This window comes from Roseibium sp. (assembly GCF_050301095.1).
GTDB lineage: Bacteria > Pseudomonadota > Alphaproteobacteria > Rhizobiales > Stappiaceae > Roseibium.
Genome location: NZ_JBNKYW010000066.1, coordinates 27,803 through 47,238, shown reverse-complemented (window position 1 = coordinate 47,238; position 19,436 = coordinate 27,803). Strand labels below are relative to the sequence as shown.

General features: G+C 58.2%; 21 protein-coding genes. 14 read left to right on the top strand and 7 right to left on the bottom strand.

What is annotated here, in order from left to right:
* Positions 1–15 precede the first annotated feature (15 nt).
* From ACQY7U_RS06250 to ACQY7U_RS06230, 5 genes are read left to right on the top strand one after another with little or no spacing between them, the layout of a single operon-like run.
* Positions 16–264: a GlsB/YeaQ/YmgE family stress response membrane protein gene (locus ACQY7U_RS06250; RefSeq protein WP_428642916.1), complete on the top strand. Its 249-nt coding sequence runs from the start codon at positions 16–18 to the stop codon at positions 262–264.
* A 22-nt stretch (positions 265–286) separates the two neighbouring features.
* Positions 287–526: a GlsB/YeaQ/YmgE family stress response membrane protein gene (locus ACQY7U_RS06245; RefSeq protein ID WP_428642915.1), complete on the top strand. Its 240-nt coding sequence runs from the start codon at positions 287–289 to the stop codon at positions 524–526.
* Complete coding sequence (locus ACQY7U_RS06240; protein WP_428642914.1) at positions 523–963, top strand: acyl-CoA thioesterase; 441 nt, start codon at positions 523–525, stop codon at positions 961–963. The genes ACQY7U_RS06245 and ACQY7U_RS06240 overlap by 4 nt, the downstream gene beginning before the upstream one ends.
* 56 nt (positions 964–1,019) lie before the next feature.
* Complete coding sequence (gene lipA, locus ACQY7U_RS06235; protein WP_428642913.1) at positions 1,020–1,994, top strand: lipoyl synthase; 975 nt, start codon at positions 1,020–1,022, stop codon at positions 1,992–1,994.
* 32 nt (positions 1,995–2,026) lie between these two features.
* Positions 2,027–2,479, top strand: coding sequence for a type II toxin-antitoxin system RatA family toxin (locus ACQY7U_RS06230; protein WP_428642911.1), 453 nt, complete (start codon positions 2,027–2,029; stop codon positions 2,477–2,479).
* Positions 2,480–2,517: 38 nt separating this feature from the next.
* Here the strand turns inward: ACQY7U_RS06230 and ACQY7U_RS06225 are convergent, their stop codons facing one another.
* The 5 genes from ACQY7U_RS06225 to ACQY7U_RS06205 form a co-directional block, all read right to left on the bottom strand.
* Positions 2,518–2,958 (bottom strand): hypothetical protein, encoded by a 441-nt coding sequence (locus ACQY7U_RS06225; protein ID WP_428642910.1) that lies wholly within the window; start codon positions 2,956–2,958, stop codon positions 2,518–2,520.
* Positions 2,959–3,059: 101 nt separating this feature from the next.
* Positions 3,060–3,536, bottom strand: coding sequence for a hypothetical protein (locus ACQY7U_RS06220; RefSeq protein ID WP_428642909.1), 477 nt, complete (start codon positions 3,534–3,536; stop codon positions 3,060–3,062).
* A gap of 225 nt (positions 3,537–3,761) precedes the next feature.
* Complete coding sequence (locus ACQY7U_RS06215; RefSeq protein WP_428642908.1) at positions 3,762–4,244, bottom strand: hypothetical protein; 483 nt, start codon at positions 4,242–4,244, stop codon at positions 3,762–3,764.
* Positions 4,245–4,346: 102 nt separating this feature from the next.
* Positions 4,347–4,856 (bottom strand): CinA family protein, encoded by a 510-nt coding sequence (locus ACQY7U_RS06210; protein ID WP_428642907.1) that lies wholly within the window; start codon positions 4,854–4,856, stop codon positions 4,347–4,349.
* Between the two features lie 8 nt (positions 4,857–4,864).
* Positions 4,865–6,118, bottom strand: a complete 1,254-nt coding sequence (locus ACQY7U_RS06205; protein ID WP_428642906.1) for a bifunctional 2-C-methyl-D-erythritol 4-phosphate cytidylyltransferase/2-C-methyl-D-erythritol 2,4-cyclodiphosphate synthase — start codon at positions 6,116–6,118, stop codon at positions 4,865–4,867.
* 169 nt (positions 6,119–6,287) lie between these two features.
* Between ACQY7U_RS06205 and dusB the strand changes: the two genes are divergently transcribed.
* The 3 genes from dusB to ntrC are packed head-to-tail and all read left to right on the top strand — an operon-like array spanning position 6,288 to position 9,882.
* Positions 6,288–7,292 (top strand): tRNA dihydrouridine synthase DusB, encoded by a 1,005-nt coding sequence (gene dusB, locus ACQY7U_RS06200; protein ID WP_428642905.1) that lies wholly within the window; start codon positions 6,288–6,290, stop codon positions 7,290–7,292.
* 56 nt (positions 7,293–7,348) lie between these two features.
* On the top strand, positions 7,349–8,440 hold the full coding sequence (locus ACQY7U_RS06195; RefSeq protein ID WP_428642931.1) for a two-component system sensor histidine kinase NtrB: 1,092 nt from the start codon (positions 7,349–7,351) through the stop codon (positions 8,438–8,440).
* Positions 8,441–8,442: 2 nt separating this feature from the next.
* Positions 8,443–9,882 carry a nitrogen regulation protein NR(I) gene (ntrC, locus tag ACQY7U_RS06190; RefSeq protein ID WP_428642904.1) on the top strand — a complete coding sequence of 480 codons (1,440 nt, stop codon included), beginning with the start codon at positions 8,443–8,445 and terminating at the stop codon, positions 9,880–9,882.
* Between the two features lie 487 nt (positions 9,883–10,369).
* Here the strand turns inward: ntrC and ACQY7U_RS06185 are convergent, their stop codons facing one another.
* A complete protein-coding gene (locus tag ACQY7U_RS06185) occupies positions 10,370–10,693 on the bottom strand; it encodes a hypothetical protein (RefSeq protein ID WP_428642933.1) in 324 nt (107 codons plus the stop codon).
* Between ACQY7U_RS06185 and ACQY7U_RS06180 the strand changes: the two genes are divergently transcribed.
* The 6 genes from ACQY7U_RS06180 to hflX all read left to right on the top strand — a co-directional run bounded on the left by ACQY7U_RS06180 (position 10,611) and on the right by hflX (position 18,474).
* The gene (locus ACQY7U_RS06180; RefSeq protein ID WP_428642902.1) at positions 10,611–12,872 is read left to right on the top strand and encodes an ATP-binding protein; all 2,262 of its coding nucleotides are present in this window, start codon (positions 10,611–10,613) and stop codon (positions 12,870–12,872) included. The genes ACQY7U_RS06185 and ACQY7U_RS06180 overlap by 83 nt on opposite strands.
* Positions 12,862–14,229 carry a sigma-54-dependent transcriptional regulator gene (locus tag ACQY7U_RS06175; protein ID WP_428642901.1) on the top strand — a complete coding sequence of 456 codons (1,368 nt, stop codon included), beginning with the start codon at positions 12,862–12,864 and terminating at the stop codon, positions 14,227–14,229. The genes ACQY7U_RS06180 and ACQY7U_RS06175 overlap by 11 nt, the downstream gene beginning before the upstream one ends.
* Before the next feature lie 49 nt (positions 14,230–14,278).
* The gene (gene trkA, locus ACQY7U_RS06170; protein ID WP_428642899.1) at positions 14,279–15,655 is read left to right on the top strand and encodes a Trk system potassium transporter TrkA; all 1,377 of its coding nucleotides are present in this window, start codon (positions 14,279–14,281) and stop codon (positions 15,653–15,655) included.
* A gap of 103 nt (positions 15,656–15,758) precedes the next feature.
* Positions 15,759–16,622, top strand: coding sequence for a D-amino-acid transaminase (locus tag ACQY7U_RS06165; protein ID WP_428642898.1), 864 nt, complete (start codon positions 15,759–15,761; stop codon positions 16,620–16,622).
* 187 nt (positions 16,623–16,809) lie between these two features.
* Positions 16,810–17,067, top strand: coding sequence for an RNA chaperone Hfq (gene hfq / locus ACQY7U_RS06160; RefSeq protein WP_173006241.1), 258 nt, complete (start codon positions 16,810–16,812; stop codon positions 17,065–17,067).
* A gap of 120 nt (positions 17,068–17,187) precedes the next feature.
* Positions 17,188–18,474, top strand: coding sequence for a GTPase HflX (gene hflX, locus ACQY7U_RS06155; protein ID WP_428642929.1), 1,287 nt, complete (start codon positions 17,188–17,190; stop codon positions 18,472–18,474).
* Positions 18,475–18,522: 48 nt separating this feature from the next.
* Here hflX and mazG read toward each other — a convergent pair whose 3' ends face one another.
* Complete coding sequence (gene mazG, locus ACQY7U_RS06150) at positions 18,523–19,344, bottom strand: nucleoside triphosphate pyrophosphohydrolase (protein ID WP_428642897.1); 822 nt, start codon at positions 19,342–19,344, stop codon at positions 18,523–18,525.
* Between the last annotated feature and the right edge of the window lie 92 nt (positions 19,345–19,436).

Here is a 19,436-nt window from a genome sequence, read left to right as displayed (position 1 = left end):
AAGGGAGCCTTCATTATGGATGTCAAAGCAATTTTGATCTGGGTCGTGATCGGTATTCTCGCCGGCTGGCTGGCGAGTGTTGTCGTGGGAGGCGGTGGCCTGATCCGCTATCTCATCACGGGACTGATCGGGGCGTTTGTCGGCGGTTTCCTGTTCAACGTCACCGGCATCAACATCAACCTCGGCAATGCATACGTAAATCAGATTGTGGTCGCGGCCATCGGGGCTGTTGTCGTGGTGCTGCTGGCGCGGCTGATAGCCTAGGGACTTCAAACAGGAGCTCGCGATGGGCTGGATTATTACCATCATCATTGGTCTCGTCGCGGGCGCCATTGCGCATCGGGTGCTGAACAGCCGGGGCGGGTTTCTGGGCAGTCTCGTGGTTGGACTTGTCGGCGCCTTGGTCGGCGGGGAACTGGCGCATCTTCTGAACCTCAATGTCACGGGCGGATTGCTCGACCGGCTGATCGTGGCCGTTCTCGGCTCAATCTTGTTCTTGTTCCTCTGGAGAAAAGTGTTCAAGTGACAAAGCCGTCCGAGAACTTCCCCGATATCGACGCCTTTCCGATCACAACCCAGGACAAGCTTCGCTATGCCGACACAGACCGGCAGGGGCATGTCAACAACGCGGTCTTCGCGACGTTCCTGGAGACGGGCCGGGTCGAGCTGCTTTTCCGCGACCGGCTCGCGGAGGAGGGGACGGCCTTCGTGATCGCCCGCCTGGAACTGGACTTCCTGTCCGAAATCAACTGGCCCGGGAGTGTGGAAATCGGCACCGCGGTGCTTGAAGTCGGCCGGAGTTCGTTCAAGCTGTTCCAGAAGGTTTTTCAGGATGGCAGGCCGGTTGCGCAGGCAGTGACGGTTATCGTTCAGATGAATGAAGCCACCCGAAAGTCCCATCCGCTTGGCGACAGGGCGCTGCAGCGCCTCGAAGAATTGACCAGACCTGCGTCAGACACATAGCTGGCTCGCCAGCTTTATGGCTTGACCTTTCAGGGGAATGAAGACACTTAAAGCCCATGGTTACGATCGTCGACACGCTTAATCGCCCCCAGGAAAAATCCGATGCGCGTCCGCGCCATCCGGAAAAGGCCCACCGTCCGGACAATCCCGTTCAGCGCAAGCCGAAATGGATCCGCGTCAAGGCTCCGACATCTCCGGTCTATCGCGAGACCCAGAATGTCGTGCGCGACAACAATCTGGTGACCGTTTGCGAAGAGGCAGGTTGTCCCAATATCGGTGAATGCTGGTCGAAAAAGCATGCCAGTTTCATGATCCTTGGAGACACCTGCACCCGTGCGTGCGCCTTCTGCAACGTGCGCACCGGCATGCCGGGACCGGTTGATCCGAAGGAAGCGCAAGGCGTGGGTGATGCGGTTGCTGCCATGGGGCTGGAACATGTCGTCATCACATCAGTGGACCGGGACGATCTTGACGACGGCGGTGCACAGCACTTCGCCGATGTGATTGCGGCCATCCGCAAGGCGTCGCCTTCGACCACTATTGAAGTGCTGACACCGGACTTCCTGCGCAAAGACGGCGCACTTGAAATCGTCGTTGCCGCCAAGCCGGATGTGTTCAACCACAATCTGGAAACGGTGCCGTCCAAATACCTTACCGTTCGGCCGGGTGCCCGCTATTTCCACTCCATCCGACTTCTTCAGAAGGTGAAGGAACTGGACCCGGAAATGTTCACCAAATCCGGCATCATGGTCGGGTTGGGCGAAGTACGGAACGAAGTTCTGCAGCTCATGGATGACCTCCGGGCCGCGGATGTCGATTTCCTGACCATCGGGCAATATCTCCAACCGTCCAAAAAACATCATCCGGTCATGTCCTTCGTGACGCCGGAAGAGTTCAAGGGCTATGAGCGCATTGCCTATGCCAAGGGCTTCCTGAAAGTGTCGGCCAGTCCGCTGACGCGGTCTTCGCATCATGCCGGCGAGGACTTTGCGGATCTTCGTGCCGCGCGCCAGGCCAAGCTCGGTCACTGACACGATCCCCGGATAACCTTCGAGCGCAGCGAATGCCCAGTTTTTCCTCCACGCATAAGGTCAAACACAAGGCGGAAGACATGTTCCGCCTTGTCGCCGATGTGGAGCAATATCCGAAGTTCGTGCCGCTCTGCCAGGATCTGCATGTGCGCGGGCGCAAGGAACTGGCAAATGGCCATACCGTTCTGATCGCGGACATGACAGTTGCCTACAAGATGTTCAAGGAGACTTTCACCAGCCGGGTAGAGCTGCGCCCGGACGAGAAGTCAATCCTCGTTGAATACCTCGATGGTCCGTTCAAGCATCTGGAAAACAAGTGGACTTTCGAGGAAGCGGGCGAAGACGTTTGCAACGTCGGCTTTTTCATTTCCTATGAATTCCGCAGCCGGACCCTCGGCTCGTTGATGGGCGTCATGTTCGACAAGGCCTTCAGAAAATTCTCAAGCGCCTTTGAGGCCCGCGCAGATGAGGTCTACGGGACCTGACAGGCGGACCTTGCAGTCTTTACCGGAAAATATGCGGCTTATTTGAACTGCTTGAAGGCGTCCCGAATGATGCGGAGGCGGCTCGATTGCATGTCAAGCGGCTGGTTTTCCGCACGGATCCGTTCTACCTCCTTCTTGTTGAGGCCAAGGTCGTCAAGAGTGGCAAAGGCTGAATAATCTGCGCAGACAACCTTTCTAGCCGTACCGTCTCCGACATCTTCCTCCAGAATGAGCTTGCGCCCGGCCGCAGCTTCTTCTTCCGTCCACAAGATCGTGCTTGAGGAAACCCAGAAGGGCCTTTGGCAGTAGGAAGCCTTGTAATAGCCGTCCTTCGGTTTTGTCAGGATCTCGTGGGAACCGGTGAAGCCGCCGTTGGAGTACTGGGAACGTATATAGAAATCGCTTTGAGCCAGAGCGGTTTCCACCTGTAACCCGCTGCCCAAGACCATGATCGCCAGGAACGCCGTCAAGCGTTTCATTGCCTGTTCCCTTTCCCTTGTTTTCAGCTCACCTTGTAAAATTCAAAACAAGTATATAACGCGCCGCTTACTCAGGCCTTACCGGCATTTTGTTTTTCCCATCAGTCGCTGTGGTAGGATTTGGCCGCATCGTCTCCCGAATTCAGGCGGAAGGAATCCCGGATAACCGCGAAGCGGTTCACACGCTGTTCCGTCGTGCCGTCGTTCTGGATGACAAGCCTCGGATCTTCCTCAACGCCGAGGTCCTTCAATGTCACCTGCTGTTCGGGGTGGTCGCAAATCGGCCGCCAGCCTTTTCCGCGGTTGAATTCCACCCGCACGACATAGTCCCGCTCGACTTCAAGCTGCGTCCAGGCGACCGTCGCATAGCGTACATAGTAGGAATAACCGCAGTATTTAACCTCGATCAGGCCTTCGGACATTCTGTCGTAAATCTTGTGAGATCCCCGGAAAACATGATTTTCATCCCTGGAAATGATGAAGATATCTGCGGGGTTGGGTATATCGCTTCCGGCAAACGCATCGGTCGCCGCGAAGAGAAAAGCGGCGCCTGCAAGTAAATACCGGTAGATAGACATTTTCAATGACCCTTGTCGGGGAAACTACGCGCGAACTGGTTTTATCCAGTCGTGACTGTACAATTGAAGTTTGTAAAACTCGTTTCGAAAGACAAATTCGATTTATTCAAAATGTATCTAATTCTTCTGGTTGCTTATTGGGAGGCGACTCTCTTACAGAACCGATTGAATTATGAACAGTCGATCCCCGGCAGGTGCCGCTCGGGGTATGTCGGCGCAACTGCATTATTTGGAATGGTAGCTGCCTGAAGTCTCGTCTCTGCTGGTCTGAAAGAGAGCGCCGATGGCAGACAGGCGGCTTTGCGGGTCAGGGGTGTCGGCCTGGATTTGCAGCAGTTCCTGCGGACTGATGGCGATGCCGAGATCGTCGAGGGTAACCTGCTGTTCGGGTTCCCGGCAGATCGGCCGCCAGCCGCGTCCGAAATTGAACTCGAGCTGAACCGTGTGGCCGCGTTCGGATTCCACCTGCGTCCAGGCAACTGTGAAGCTCCGGACGAAATAGTCACGGTCGCAATAGGTTACCTTGCTCAAGCCCTGCGCGTCCTCCAGGAACAGTTTGTGGCTGCCGACGAACTGGCCGCCACGATCCCGGGAAATCAAATAAAAATCGCCATGCTGAGGGAGTGTGCCCGCGGTTGTTGTGGCGGTAAGGGTCAGCGTTCCACCGAGAAACAAAAGGGCCGCGGTCGTTGTTGTTGTCATATTCATGATGATGATGGGGCTTCTTTCAACGGAGCTTTTCGCGGGACTATAGAAAAGCCGTTTCAGGAAACCCAGCACAAGATCAGGGCAGACTTAACGGGAATTTACTCAGGAAATCGCATTTAAAATCGATGTCAAAGCAGTCTGCACGGTTGCCAGGCGGATTTCCTGACGTCCTTGGCCAGAAAACCGGCAGTGAACGTGTTCCGTTGGCCGGTTCTCGCACGCAATGGCGATGTGAACTGTTCCAACGGGTTTTTCCGCGCTGCCGCCTCCGGGACCCGCTATCCCGGTCACCGATACCGCGACTTGTGCGTTCGATCGCGCCAACGCACCGTCTGCCATGGCAACGGCTACTTCCTTGCTGACCGCACCAACCTTTTGAATGAGGTCTGAGGGAACCCCGAGCAGGTCTGACTTTGCTTCGTTGGAATACGTGACAAAGCCCCGGTCCACGACTTCCGAGGAGCCTGCGATTTCCGTAAGCGCAGCACAGATGAGCCCTCCCGTACAGGACTCGGCGGTTGCGACCATCCAGCCTTTGGTCTTGAGCGCCTTGAGGGCCGCTGTCACAAGCGGCGCCAGATCATCAAGGTTCTTCGCTGGTCCATCCGTCATGGCTCACCTCATTCGGTTCCGTCTAAGGGCAGGCGAACCGTCACGCTTGCCAAAGCTGCAATGCCTTCCTTGCGTCCGGTGAAGCCGAGTTTTTCCGAAGTCGTTGCCTTGACGGATACACGCGATAAGGGCATTGCGCAAATGGCGGCGATCGACGTTCGGATCCGGTCCCTGTGAGGTCCGATCTTGGGTTCCTCGCAAACGACGGTGACGTCGATATGTGCAATTCGGCCGCCGAGCTCTGCAAGCCGTCTCATGGCATCCTGCTGGAACCGGTCGGAGGATGCACCCTTCCATTGTGGATCGCTCGGCGGGAAGTGCTGGCCGATGTCGCCGTCCCCGATGGCACCCAGCGTCGCGTCGGTGATGGCGTGGAGGACCACGTCAGCGTCTGAGTGACCCTTGAGTTTTCTGGAATGTGGAATGCTGACGCCGCCCAGAATGACGGCATCGCCGTCGTCAAAGGCATGAACGTCGTAACCGATACCGGTTCTGATGTCCGCGAGATCGGCAAGTGGGCGGTGAGGTGCGCGTGTATCCTGCATGGAAAAATGTCTTGTCTGTTGTTCAGCGCGTGCAAGGTCGGCTGAAGTTGTGATCTTGAAGTTTGCCGGGTCGCCTTCGCTTAACAGGATGGTCATCCCGTCCCATTCGGCCAGACCGGTGTCGTCGGTAAAGTCCGTTTTACCGGCTTCCGCTGCGCGTGCGTGTGCAGCTGTTATCCGGGCGAGAGGAAAGCCCTGAGGGGTTTGGGCCGCCCAAAGCCCCGTCCTGTCGATCGTTTCAAGCGGCATGCCTGTGTCTGTTTGTTTTTTTAGCGTGTCGACCACCTGGACGGCGGCAAGGGCACCTTCCGCGCCTCTCTCAAGCTTCTGCAGCAACCGGTCGATGACACCGGTACTCACGAAAGGACGGGCGGCATCGTGAATGAGTACGTAGTCGCATCCCGATGAGGCGAGCGCCTTGAGGCCTTCGTGGACCGATTGCTGGCGTGTCCTGCCCCCAGGGACGGGAGCTGCCAGCTTTGCCGACGCGAGGCTGTGCGTCATTGAGACCGCTTCCTCGAATAGATCGCGGTCGTCCGAATGGATGACAGTCAGGAGGTGTGTAATGCGGGGATGATTCCCAAGAGCGTTCAGTGTATGGGACAGCACCGGAAGTCCGGCAATGCGCCGGTATTGCTTGGGTTGCGGATGCCCTGGGTCCGAAAGGCGCGTTCCGCGGCCGGCGGCAACGATAAGGGCGGCGGCTGTCGCTGCCATGAACGGTCTCCTTGACGGTCGGGCAATCCATACGAATGAAACCGTCTTTAACGAAGAACCTGTTGGGACTGCAAATTTTGACTTGTTGCATTGCGGAATTTGTCTACAATATAGGCAGAATGAAAGATGCACAGTCCTTGAGCAAAACGGGAGCCGCGGGGCGCAATCGATGAAAACGCTTAGGATTGGCACGCACGAACTCACCAACCGGGCAGTCCTTGCGCCCATGTCGGGCGTTTCCGACCTGCCGTTCCGGCGGCTGGCTGCGCGCTTTGGAGCCGGCATGGTCGTCAGCGAAATGGTCGCCAGCGAATCCTTTGTGCAGGGTGACGCCGAAACACAGATGCGCGCCGAGGCTCAGGACAAGGGCCTTCACGTGGTGCAGCTTGCCGGCCGTGAGGCCCGGTGGATGGGCGAGGCGGCGAAGGTTGTTGCCGGCCTTGGCGCTGATGTTCTCGACATCAACATGGGGTGCCCTGCCAAGAAGGTGACCTCCGGCTATTCGGGATCCGCACTGATGCGCGATCTTGATCATGCGCTGACATTGATCGAGGCGACCGTCGCAGCTGTGGACATTCCCGTTACCCTGAAGATGCGCCTTGGATGGGACCAAACCTCCGTGAATGCTCCGGAGCTTGCCCGCCGTGCGGAAGCCGCCGGTATCGCTCTTGTGACGGTGCACGGCCGTACGCGGTGCCAGTTTTACAAGGGCAAGGCGGACTGGCAGGCAATTGCCAGGGTCAAGGACGCCATCACGGTGCCGCTGATCGCAAATGGCGATTGCGCCGGATGTGATGACGCGGTTGTCATGCTGGAAAAGTCCGGCGCGGATGGGGTGATGATTGGCCGAGGCGCTTATGGCCGGCCCTGGCTACCCGGTCATGTCGGCCATTTCCTGGCCACGGGCGAGCGGCTGACGCCTCCGGCCGGCGGCGAATTCGCTGAACTAGTCATCAGCCATTACGAAGACATCCTGAGCCATTACGGTCAGCTGCCAGGATTGCGTATCGCGCGCAAGCATCTCGGCTGGTATCTGGATGAAACGGAACGGGCAGGCGCAGCGGCGGTTCCCGCCGGCGTCAGAAAGACCCTCATGACCTCCAGTCAGCCCGGCGAAGTTGTGCGCCTTGCTGGCGACTGGTTTTCCTCCTCGAACGAACGGACTGCCGCGTGACGGAAACTGACCCTTCATCCGGCCGGACGGCCGCACTTGCGATTGACGGCCCGACGATCCTGGATACATTGCCGCATCCCGTACTGCTGGTTGCTCCGGATGGCGTCATTGAATCGGCCAATATGGCGGCCGAAATCTTCATGCGCTCCAGCGTGTCCGTGCTTCGGCGCCACCCGATCAGTGACTTCGTTCCCTTCGGCAGCCCGTTGCTCACGCTGATCGACCAGGTGCGCGAGCGCAAGGCGCCGGTCAACGAATACAAGGTGGATATCGGATCGCCACGTATCGGGGCGCCGAAGGTGATTGACATCAACGCAGCGCCTGTTTCGGAGCGTCCGGGGGCCGTGGTCCTGATGTTCCAGGAACGCACCATGGCGGAAAAAATCGACCGGCAGCTGACCTCTCGGGGGGCCGCCCGGACCGTCACGGGGCTTGCGGCAATGCTGGCGCACGAGATCAAGAACCCGCTGTCCGGCATCCGCGGAGCCGCCCAACTGCTGGAACAGTCCGTTCCGGGCGAAGACAGGGCTCTGACTCGGCTGATCATGGACGAAACCGACAGGATCGTGAAACTCGTCGACAAGATGGAAGTCTTTTCCGACGAGCGCCCGATCGAGCGGGAGCCTGTCAACATCCATATCGTTCTCGACCATGTGAAGCGGCTTGCCGACAGCGGTTTTGCGAGAGGCAAAAAGATCGTCGAGGTCTATGATCCCTCCTTGCCGCCGGTCTTTGCCAACAAGGACCAGCTTATTCAGGTCTTCCTGAATCTAATCAAGAACGCCAGCGAGGCGATCGGCGATGATCCGGATGGAGAAATCCGTGTTTCGACTGCCTTCCGGCCGGGCGTGCGGTTGTCCGTTCCAGGGACCGTGGAAAAGGTCAGCCTGCCTTTGGAATTTTGCGTGCAGGACAATGGACCGGGTGTACCGGACGATCTGCTGCCGCATCTCTTTGAGCCATTCATTACAACAAAAACAAATGGATCGGGCCTGGGACTGGCGCTTGTCGCCAAAATCATCGGTGACCATGGCGGGGTGATCGAATGCGACAGCCAGCGTCATAAAACCGTTTTCCGAATATTGATGCCGGCATTTACAGGCGAGGAACACCTTGCTTCCGACCGGTCCAGCAGAGGAAATGATTGACCATGCCGACAGGCACGATCCTTGTTGCAGACGATGACGCGGCCATCCGCACCGTGCTCAACCAAGCCTTGTCGCGGGCGGGATACACCGTCCGGTTGACGTCGAACGCCTCGACCCTGTGGCGGTGGGTGTCCTCCGGTGATGGTGATCTCGTGATCACCGATGTCGTCATGCCCGACGAAAATATTTTCGATGTCCTGCCGCGCATGAAAAAGATGCGGCCGGATCTGCCGGTCCTGGTGATGAGCGCGCAGAACACCTTCATGACGGCGATCAAGGCGTCGGAGAAGGGGGCTTACGAGTATCTGCCCAAACCCTTCGATCTGAAGGAACTGACCAGCATCGTGCAACGCGCGTTGGAAGAGCCGAAGAAACGGCCGGCGGTCGAACTGGAAGATGCGGGCGAAGGCATGCCGCTGGTTGGCCGCTCGCCGGCGATGCAGGAGATCTACCGGGTTCTGGCGCGGCTGATGCAGACCGATCTGACGGTCATGATCAACGGCGAGTCCGGTACCGGCAAGGAACTGGTTGCTCGCGCCCTCCACGAATACGGCAAGCGGCGCAACGGGCCGTTCGTTGCGATCAACATGGCTGCCATTCCGCGTGACCTGATCGAATCCGAACTCTTCGGTCACGAAAAGGGGGCCTTTACCGGCGCGCAGAACCGAAGTTCCGGCCGGTTCGAGCAGGCAGACGGCGGCACGCTTTTTCTGGACGAGATCGGCGATATGCCGATGGAGGCGCAAACCCGGTTGCTGCGTGTCCTCCAGCAGGGTGAATATACGACCGTCGGGGGACGGACACCTATCAAGACGGATGTGCGTATCATCGCGGCGACCAACAAGGACTTGCGGCACCTGATCAACCAGGGGCTTTTCCGCGAAGATCTCTATTTCCGCCTCAACGTTGTTCCTATCCGCCTGCCACCGCTGCGTGAACGTGTGGAGGATATTCCGGATCTCGTCCGTCATTTCTTTTCTCTGGTCGAAAAGGAAGGTCTGCCCCTGAAGCAGATCGATCAGGGGGCACTCAACCTTTTGCGCCGGTACCGCTGGCCAGGTAACGTGCGCGAGCTGGAAAATCTGGTCCGGCGGCTCGCCGCGCTCTATCCGCAGGATGTCATCAGCGAAAGTCTCCTGGAAAACGAACTCAGCCAGCCAACGGTTTCGACCGTGGAAGAAGAGGTACAGGAGAATATCAATCTCGGTGGTTCGGTGGAGCGCTATCTGTCGGGCTACTTCGACACTTACGGGGAAGCTCTGCCTCCGCCGGGCCTCTATCACCGGATCTTGCGGGAGGTAGAGTATCCCTTGATCAGCGCAGCACTGGCGGCTACGCGCGGAAACCAGATCAAGGCTGCCGAATTGCTGGGCGTCAACCGCAACACCTTGCGCAAGAAGATCCGGGATCTGGACATTCAAATCATGAGATCAATGCGATAGTCTGCGATCGAGACGGCGTCTGCATTGCTGCACCCAAAGATTTCAGCGCAGGCCATTTTGAACGGGAACTCCGCTTTGCTTGATGGCTGTCCGGGCGCGCACACGCACATGGCCCAATGAAAAGGGAAGGGTCCTGCGGCTACGTCGCTTTTGCCGTTGCAGTGGTCCGGAAAACATCAGGTGCAAACCTTGCTGGCAAGAAATTCTGGACGCGTTCATCAGTGCACATGCGCTTTTGCGCGAGGATGGAACCTTCGAAAAACCGCGCGCGGACAACGGGATACCCGAACATACGCTCCGGGAAAGTCTATTCTTGGATTGATGCGGCGAGCCGCCGTCAGGAGGTCTGGATAAGGGCCTGCCTGACCGGACGTTTCAGATCGTCCTGCTCTCCGGAAAGGCTCCGCTTTAAGTGAGCCGGCTGGGCTTTCCCATGGAAAGATTGCTCAAGCAGTGCATCAACGGTGGCCCTGGAATTGTGCCGGGGTCATGCGGTCAGCGGCACGATCCAAGCCGAAATGTCCCGCGTTTCTTGCCGGCCGCGATCCTGAAACGGCATCTCTCCAGGGCCGGGTTCCGTTTCGAAGCGGATGCCGGAGTTTTCGTCCACCGCATTTTTTTCATGGATAGATGCGCCTGTCGCAATTTCGCAACATTGTGTGATAAGTTTGCCGCAAAATTTCAGAAGCAGTCGAGTCCCGCCGGACAACGCGGGCAGTTGAGGCCAAATGATTTTGGAAGCGGAACAGCAGGCAGTCGCGCAATCAAGCGCTGCCGGCAGGCTATGGCGGCGGTTGGGGCTGACGATCATGGTTGTTGCCCTGGTCTCGATCGGTGTGACCTTCGTTATCCTGATGGGACTGACCTCCATAGATCCGACCAGAAATGTCATCATGACGGCGATGGCGATCAACGGAACGCTTGCGGCCGTTCTGCTCGGCGTCATTTCCCTGGAAATTCACAAGCTCTGGCAGGCCCGGCGCCGCGGACGTGCGGCTGCCCGCCTGCATGTGCGTGTTGTGGCGCTATTCAGCGTCGTTGCCGCGGTGCCTGCGATATTGATGGCGATCCTTGCGGCCATAACGCTCGACCGGGGACTGGATCGCTGGTTTGAAGACAGGACACGTCAGATCATCGACAACGCGCTTACGGTGGCTCAGGCCTACCTGCAGGAACACGCAAGAGTGCTGCGCGGCGATCTGATCGCCATGACAAACGATATCGACCGGGCAAAAACCGTCTATGATTTCGAACCCTCCCGGTTCGACCAGTTTTTCGCAACCCAGGTGTCCTTGCGCGGCATACTGGCGGCCTTCATGCTCAACGAAAACGGAGAAGTGGTTACACGTATCGTCCTTGATCCCAAGGCGAAAGTGCCCTTGCCACCCGCGGACAGTTTCTACAAGGCGAAATCCGGCGATCCCATTCTGATCGCTCCCGGCAGCTCGAACCTTGTCGGCGGGGTGATGAAGCTCTCGGCTTACGACAATTATTACCTTTACGCAGTGCGTGTCATTGATCCGCGAGTGGTCGATTACCTCAGGCTGGCGGAAACCGGTGCCTCCCAGTATCAGCAGATGGAGAACAGCCGCTTTGGCGTCCAGGTTGCGTTTGCGCTGGTTTACCTGGGCGTTGCGCTGGTGCTGCTCCTGTCCGCCATCTGGATCGGTTTCGGGTTTGCCAATCGCCTTGTTTCTCCCATCCGGACACTGATATCCGCGGCTGACGAGGTCTCGAAGGGGAATCTTGCCGTCAAGGTGCCGACCGAGAAATCGGGCGGAGATCTTGCAAATCTCGGTGAGACCTTCAACAAGATGACAGGCCAGCTGCTCGGCCAGAGGGATGCACTGCTCGCCGCAAATGAACAGATCGACCGCCGCCGACGTTTCAACGAGGCGGTTCTGTCCGGCGTTTCGACCGGTGTTATCGGTGTCGATGACGAAGCTTCCATCATGCTGATAAACAGTTCGGCGCTGCAACTGCTTCAAGTTGACGAGGTTCAGATCCTCAACAAGCCACTGGTCGAGGTGGTTCCCGAACTTTCCGAATGTGTGTCCTCGATGCTGCAGAACCCGGGCGACAGAATTCCGGAAACACAGATTGAAATCGCAAGGGGCGGACGCCTTCGAACGATCAATGTGCGGATTACCTCCGAACAGTCGACGCGGCGGGAGCACGGCTTTGTGGTGACCCTCGACGACATTACCGATCTTGTTTCCGCGCAGAGGAATTCGGCCTGGGCCGATGTGGCGCGCCGCATCGCCCACGAAATCAAGAACCCGCTCACACCGATCCAGCTGTCCGCGGAGCGGATTCGCAGGCGCTACGGCAAACGCATCGAGGAAGACCGGGAAGTCTTCGACCAGTGCATCGACACGATTGTCCGGCAGGTTGGTGACATTGGACAGATGGTGGACGAATTTTCTTCCTTTGCCCGGATGCGTAAACCGGCAAAGACACCGGGCGATTTGCGCGAAGCGGTGCGAGACGCCGCATTCATGCAGTCGGTCGCCAATCCCGAGATCAGCGTCACGGCAGATGTTCCGTCTACACCGGTGAACGCGGTATTCGATGCCCGCCTTGTCGGGCAGGCGCTGACCAATGTCGTGAAGAACGCCACGGAAGCCGTCGGCGCCAGAACCGGTGAGGACCTGCCGAAGGGCAAGGTTACCGTTCATCTGCGCGGCGAAGCTGACGACCGCAGCGGACGGATTGTGATCGATGTTATCGACAACGGCATCGGCCTGCCGGAAGAAAACCGGAGCCGTTTGCTGGAACCTTATATGACAACCCGGGAAAAGGGGACCGGACTCGGTCTCGCCATTGTCCGGAAAATTCTGGAAGACCACGGGGGCGGTATCGAATTGCTTGATGCTCCCAAAACCAATTCTGAAGACACGGGAACCCTCGTTCGCCTGACATTGGCCGCCAATGCCGACGCCGAGGAACAGACCCTTGAAGACCAGGCAGTGACTGCACATGGCACATGATATTCTTGTCGTAGACGACGAAACAGACATTCGGGAAATGATCGCCGGCATCCTGGACGATGACGGTTATGGCACACGCACAGCCCACGATTCCGACAGCGCGCTCGCTGCCGTGAAGGAACGCAAGCCTTCGCTGGTGGTTCTGGACATCTGGCTGATGGGCAGCCGTCTCGACGGTCTGGCCCTTCTTGATATCTTCAGGGAGACGGATCCCGACATGCCCGTCGTGATCATTTCCGGTCACGGCAACATCGAGACCGCGGTCTCCGCGATCAAGCGCGGTGCGTATGACTATATCGAAAAGCCGTTCAAGGCGGACAGGCTGATCCACATCGTGGAGCGCGCGCTGGAGGCGTCAAGCCTGAAACGCGAAATCCGCGACCTGAAGCAGCGTAGCGGTGAAAGCAGCGAGATTATCGGCAGTTCCTCCGCGGCGCATAATTTGCGCCAGACAATCCAGAAAATCTCCGGCACCAACAGCCGTATCCTGATCGTCGGACCGTCCGGTGCGGGCAAGGAACGCGCGGCCCGCATGATCCATGACCAGTCGCTGCGCGCCAAGAGCCCCTTCGTTGTCCTGAATGCTGCGACCATTACACCGGCACGGATGGAAGAAGAGCTGTTCGGCATTGAGGATGAGAACGGCAATCTGCGCAAGATCGGAGCCCTGGAGGAGGCGCATGGCGGCACGCTCTACCTGGACGAGGTCGCCGATATGCCGGCCGAGACCCAGGGCAAGATCCTCAGGGTTCTGGTCGAACAGAGTTTCTCCCGTGTCGGGGGGACACAAAAGGTACAGGTCGACATCCGGATCCTGTCTTCCACCTCCAAGAACCTCGAGGAACATATTGCCTCGGGGCTCTTCCGGCAGGATCTTTATCACCGGCTGAGTGTGGTTCCCCTGCGCGTTCCGGGGCTTGCGGAAAGACGCGAGGACATTCCGGTACTGGTGCATCATTTCATGGAGCAGATTTCCGCTGCTTCCGGCATTCCGTTGCGGCCGATCGGGGACGATGCCATGGCCGTACTGCAGACACACGACTGGCCGGGCAACGTGCGCCAGCTTCGCAACAACGTGGAACGGCTGATGATCCTGAGCCGGGGAGATCCGGACAGCACGATCACGGCAGACCTTCTGCCGGCGGAAATCGGCGAAACCCTGCCGAGTTTGCCGACGTCAGGAACGGGCGAACACCTCATGTCCGTGCCTTTGCGCGAGGCTCGTGAGATTTTCGAACGGGAATATCTCCAGGCGCAGATCAAAAGATTTGACGGTAACATCTCGCGGACTGCCGAATTTGTCGGTATGGAACGGTCTGCGCTTCACCGGAAGCTGAAGACCCTCGGCATGACCTGAGGACGGTGGGCAACTGAAATAAACTGCTGAGCGGAAAAGGGTTCCTTCCATGAAGATCGTTATTTGCGGAGCCGGTCAGGTCGGATACGGCATCGCCGAGCGTCTTGCCGCTGAGCAGAACGATGTGTCGGTGATCGATTCCTCGCCTCAGCTGATCAATGCCATCGGCGATCAGCTGGATGTTCGCGGCTTCGTTGGGCACGGTGCCCATCCGGATATTCTGGCGCAGGCGGGCGCAGAGGAAGCGGACATGATCGTTGCCGTCACCCTCTATGACGAGGTCAACATGGTGGCCTGTCAGGTGGCGCATTCCATGTTCAACGTTCCCACCAAGGTAGCGCGTATCCGGGCGCAGTCCTACCTGCAGGGACGCTGGCGCAACCTGTTTTCACGCGAACATATGCCGATTGACGTGATTATCTCGCCGGAGATCGAAGTCGGCGAAATGGTGCTGCGGCGGCTGGCGCTGCCCGGCGCCGTGGAAACGGTTCGTTTCGCGGATGACCAGGTCGTTGTTGTCGGAATCATCTGCGAAGAGGATTGCCCGGTCGTCGACACGCCTCTTCACCAGCTCACGGAGCTGTTCCCCGATCTCGGCGCCGTGGTGGTCGGCATTTACCGGAACAACCGGCTTTTTGTCCCCAAAAGCAGCGATTCCATCCTGACCGGAGATCTGGCCTATGTGGTTGCCCGGCGCGATCAGGTCCGCAGAACCCTGAGCATCTTCGGACACGAGGAACCGGAAGCAGCCAAGGTGGTGATTGCCGGTGGCGGCAACATCGGCCTTTATGTTGCCAAGGCTCTTGAGAAACGGCAGACCGGCACCAAGGTCAAACTGATCGAGGCTTCGCGCGAGCGGGCCATGGCCGTCGCGGATGAACTCAAGCGCTCCGTCATTCTGCACGGCAGCGCGCTCGATCAAACCATCCTGAACGAAGCCGATGCCGGCGATGCGGATACCATTGTTGCTCTGACCAACGAGGACGAGGTCAATATCCTGTCTTCCGTCATGGCCAAGAAACTCGGCTGTCGCCGGTCCCTGTCACTTTTGAACAATCCGAGCTATCCGGCCTTTGCCAATGCACTCGGGATCGATGCCTTCATCAATCCGCGTGCGGTAACCATTTCGCGTATCCTGCAGCATGTACGGCGGGGACGTATCCGGGGTGTTCATTCACTTCAGAACGGCGCTGCGGAAATCGTCGAGGCCGAGGCGTTGGATACCTCTCCGCTTGTGGGAAAGCCCCTTCGTGACATTGATCTACCGTCCGGCATCCGGATCGGGGCGGTGTTCCGGGGTGGTGAGGTGCTGACGCCGAATGGTGACCTGCAGATCCAGGCTCAGGACCGGATCGTGATCTTCGCAGTCGCCAACCGCGTGCGTCAGGTCGAGCAGATGTTCCGCGTGAGCCTGGATTTCTTTTAGAACTGTTTCAATGGATACAGGTCTTGCATTTGCCTGACCAAGTGGACAAAACTTTCAAGAATACCAATCGGTTCGAATTGAACCGTTCCGTTCAGGAGGAATCATGAGCCGTATTGCCTATGTCAACGGCCAGTATGTGCGTCACGCCGAAGCTGCAGTGCATGTGGAGGACCGGGGCTATCAGTTTGCTGACGGCGTTTATGAGGTCTGCGAAGTCTGGCAGGGCAATATCGTTGATGTCCCCCGGCATCTGGACCGGCTCGACAGGTCCTTGCGCGAGCTCAGGATCGACTGGCCGATGGCACGGGCAGCGGTAGAATTCGTCCTGCACCAGGTGGTGCGCCGGAACCGGGTTCGCAACGGGCTGGTCTACATCCAGGTGACACGCGGTGTAGCCAAACGCGACCACTTCTTCCCGCCGGAAGATGTGGCGCCCTCAATCGTTGTGACCTCCCGCTCTTCCAATCCGGAAGCCGCAAAGGCCCTGGCAGAGCAGGGTATTGCTGTTGTCAGCTATCCCGAAAACCGCTGGCCACGGGTTGATATCAAGACCGTGGCACTGTTGCCGAATGTTCTGGCCAAGCAGAATGCGAAAGAAAACGGCGGCAAGGAAGCCTGGTATGTGGACAGCGACGGCTTCGTCACCGAAGGCGGTTCCACCAATGCATGGATCGTCACCAGGGACGGAACGGTTGTAACCCGGCCGGCCGATAGCGGTATCTTGCGCGGCATTACCCGGGCTGCGGTGCTCGAACTTATTCAAAGTGAGGGGCTGACCTTTGAGGAAAGGCCGTTTAGCCTAAGCGAGGCCTTCGAAGCAAAAGAAGCGTTCGTGACGGCAGCCACGAGCGTTGTCATGCCGGTGACCAAGGTGGATGGCAAGATTATCGGGAACGGACATCCCGGTACGGTTGCAACCCGATTGCGCGAATTGTTCCATACTGCTACTGATTTGCAGGCGGTGTGATTCGATTGGCCTTGTTGCGGCGGATGTTCGAAACAATATGGAACTGAGGCAGACAGTTCCTAACGGTGGGCAATGAAAGAAGCGAGCGGTGCGTCACACATTATCGTTTGAATGCAAACGGTTTTTGACGATAAGCTGCTGAAACGCCGGATGCTCGGCCGCATCCGGAACAAATAGGATAAAAAGACTGATGGCTGAGCGCGCACAAAATCTTCAAGACACTTTTCTTAATCACGTTCGAAAACAAAAAACTCCCCTGACGATCTTTCTCATCAATGGTGTGAAGTTGCAGGGCGTCGTGACCTGGTTCGACAACTTCTGTGTCCTGCTGCGCCGCGACGGACATTCCCAGCTGGTTTACAAACACGCGATTTCCACAATTATGCCAAACGGACCTGTTCAACTGTTCGATCAGGCAGAGGAAAACGCGGAAAAGGCAAGCTGATTGAAACCGAAGTCTCGCGCGGACGATTTTTCAAAATCCAACGGCTCCGAAGAGCCCGGCCAGAAATCGCTGAGATTGAAAGACACTGGGGTGGATCGTCTGCCCCAGGCTTTTCGCGCGATGGTGCTGGAGCCGGTGTTGCAACTGCGTGCCGAGACAGGGGCGCAAGAACTTCGCTCCAACAGGAGCCCGGAGGCGCGCCTGGAAGAGGCGCTCGGTCTGGCGGCCGCAATTAATCTCGAAATCATTCATTCCGGCGTCGTCCGGGTCAACAATCCGAAGCCGGCGACGCTTTTCGGAGACGGCAAGGTGTCTGAACTTGCCGGCATAGTCGCCAGCGAAGATCTTGATCTCGTGGTCATAGACCATCCGCTGACACCTGTACAACAGCGGAACCTTGAACGGCGCCTCAAGGTCAAGGTCATCGACAGGACGGGCCTGATCCTGGAAATCTTTGGCGACCGTGCGCGGACCAAGGAAGGCAGGCTACAGGTCGATCTGGCGCATCTGACCTGGCAGAAGAGCCGTCTGGTACGCTCCTGGACGCACCTTGAGCGCCAGCGCGGCGGAGCGGGTTTCATGGGCGGTCCGGGCGAAACCCAGATCGAGTCGGACAGACGCCAGATCCAGGACCGCATCATCGCCCTGCAGAAGCAGCTGGAAGGGGTGCGCCGGACGCGAAACCTGCACCGCAAGAAGCGCAAGAAGATCCCGCAGCCGGTCGTGGCGCTTGTCGGCTATACCAACGCCGGCAAGTCGACATTGTTCAACAGGCTGACGAACTCGGACGTTTTTGCAAAAAACCTGTTGTTCGCGACGCTCGACCCGACCCTGCGCAAGGTTGTTCTGCCTCATGGCCGGGAGATTATCCTGTCGGACACCGTCGGTTTCATCTCGGATCTGCCGACACATCTGGTGGCCGCCTTCCGGGCGACGCTTGAAGAGGTTCTGGAAGCCGACCTGATCCTGCATGTGCGAGACATCTCGCATGCCGATACGGAAGCCCAGGCCCTGGATGTGAAGAAGACGCTCGAAGACCTTGGCGTCGATGCGCAGACCGGTGCGCCGGTTGTCGAAGTCTGGAACAAGATCGATTGCCTCGATCCCGCCTACCGGGAAAAGCTTCTTGCCGACGCCGGGCCGGACGGCCCTATTGCGCTGTCAGCGCTGACGGGCGAGGGCATCGATCAGCTGTCTTCCCGGATCGACGCCTTCATGGCGCAGCACGACGACATTCTGACGGTCAGGATCCCGGTTGCGGAAGGGGCGTTGCTGGCCAAGCTCTACCAGTTGGCCGAAGTACTGGAACGCACGGATGACGAGGAATTCGTCACGGCAGAGGTTCGCGTTTGCGACAAGCTGCGCGGGCCGTTCCGGGAAACCTATTCCACTTATCTGCAGGGCTAAACATTCGTTCTTCGCGATCGATCCGTTGTCGAGCGCGGAGGCCCGGGTCTACTTCCCCTTCGCCGCCTGCCAGGCTGCTTCCATGTCTTCGAGGCTCATCGCTTCAAGCGTCGTATTGCTTGCGGCAGCGTGATCCTCGATGGCTGCGAAACGCTTGCGGAATTTGCGGTTGGTCCGCCGCAGCGCCTCTTCCGGATCGATATCAAGGTGACGGGCGAGGTTGGCGAGGGCGAACAGAGTATCGCCGAGTTCATCCGTGATCCGATTCTTGTCCGGAGCGCCTTTGGCGAGTTCCTCATCCAGTTCGTGGGTTTCCTCGCGGATCTTGTCGAGCACGAGGCGGGCATCGTTCCAGTCGAAACCGACCCTGGACGCACGGCGCTGGAGCTTGTCGGCTTCCTGGAGTGCGGGGAAGGCTGTCGGCACGTCGTCCAGAAAGCCCCTGTTGGGTTCCGCCAGACCGAGCTTTTCCCTCTCGGCCTTCTTTTCTGCCCGTTCCTCAGCCTTGATGCGTTCCCAGATGCCCTTGACGAGCTCCGGCTTCTCACCGGTCTCATCACCGAACACATGGGGATGCCGGCGGATCATCTTCCTGGTGATGCTTTCGACCACGTCGCCGAAATCGAAGGATTGCTCTTCTTCGGCCATGCGCGCGTGATAGACCACCTGCAGCAGAAGATCGCCCAGCTCCTCGCGCAATTCCAGATGGTCGTTCCTGGCAATCGCGTCTGCCACCTCATAGGCTTCTTCCAGCGTATAGGGGGCAATCGTCGAAAAATCCTGCTCCAGATCCCAGGGACAGCCGGTGACTGGTGTGCGGAGCGCGGCCATGATTTCGATCAGTCGGGAAATGTCGCGGCTGGGGGTCATGAGAAGGATTTGTCCTGTCTGCTTGTCATTCCTGCACCCGCCTGCGCGGGGATAAACTTCAGCAGGAATCCAGTAGCCGCTTGAACTCTCCG

Bases quoted from the DNA above. Each gene is read 5' to 3' on its own strand.
- ACQY7U_RS06180 (WP_428642902.1), top strand. From the start codon at position 10,611: ATGATTTTGGAAGCGGAACAGCAGGCAGTCGCGCAATCAAGCGCTGCC.
- dusB (WP_428642905.1), top strand. From the start codon at position 6,288: ATGAAAACGCTTAGGATTGGCACGCACGAACTCACCAACCGGGCAGTC.
- ACQY7U_RS06250 (WP_428642916.1), top strand. From the start codon at position 16: ATGGATGTCAAAGCAATTTTGATCTGGGTCGTGATCGGTATTCTCGCC.
- ACQY7U_RS06175 (WP_428642901.1), top strand. From the start codon at position 12,862: ATGGCACATGATATTCTTGTCGTAGACGACGAAACAGACATTCGGGAA.
- ACQY7U_RS06215 (WP_428642908.1), bottom strand. From the start codon at position 4,244: ATGAATATGACAACAACAACGACCGCGGCCCTTTTGTTTCTCGGTGGA.
- ACQY7U_RS06230 (WP_428642911.1), top strand. From the start codon at position 2,027: ATGCCCAGTTTTTCCTCCACGCATAAGGTCAAACACAAGGCGGAAGAC.
- lipA (WP_428642913.1), top strand. From the start codon at position 1,020: ATGGTTACGATCGTCGACACGCTTAATCGCCCCCAGGAAAAATCCGAT.
- ntrC (WP_428642904.1), top strand. From the start codon at position 8,443: ATGCCGACAGGCACGATCCTTGTTGCAGACGATGACGCGGCCATCCGC.
- mazG (WP_428642897.1), bottom strand. From the start codon at position 19,344: ATGACCCCCAGCCGCGACATTTCCCGACTGATCGAAATCATGGCCGCG.
- trkA (WP_428642899.1), top strand. From the start codon at position 14,279: ATGAAGATCGTTATTTGCGGAGCCGGTCAGGTCGGATACGGCATCGCC.
- ACQY7U_RS06205 (WP_428642906.1), bottom strand. From the start codon at position 6,118: ATGGCAGCGACAGCCGCCGCCCTTATCGTTGCCGCCGGCCGCGGAACG.
- hflX (WP_428642929.1), top strand. From the start codon at position 17,188: ATGGTGCTGGAGCCGGTGTTGCAACTGCGTGCCGAGACAGGGGCGCAA.
- ACQY7U_RS06245 (WP_428642915.1), top strand. From the start codon at position 287: ATGGGCTGGATTATTACCATCATCATTGGTCTCGTCGCGGGCGCCATT.
- ACQY7U_RS06165 (WP_428642898.1), top strand. From the start codon at position 15,759: ATGAGCCGTATTGCCTATGTCAACGGCCAGTATGTGCGTCACGCCGAA.
- ACQY7U_RS06210 (WP_428642907.1), bottom strand. From the start codon at position 4,856: ATGACGGATGGACCAGCGAAGAACCTTGATGATCTGGCGCCGCTTGTG.
- ACQY7U_RS06220 (WP_428642909.1), bottom strand. From the start codon at position 3,536: ATGTCTATCTACCGGTATTTACTTGCAGGCGCCGCTTTTCTCTTCGCG.
- ACQY7U_RS06185 (WP_428642933.1), bottom strand. From the start codon at position 10,693: ATGATCGTCAGCCCCAACCGCCGCCATAGCCTGCCGGCAGCGCTTGAT.
- ACQY7U_RS06225 (WP_428642910.1), bottom strand. From the start codon at position 2,958: ATGAAACGCTTGACGGCGTTCCTGGCGATCATGGTCTTGGGCAGCGGG.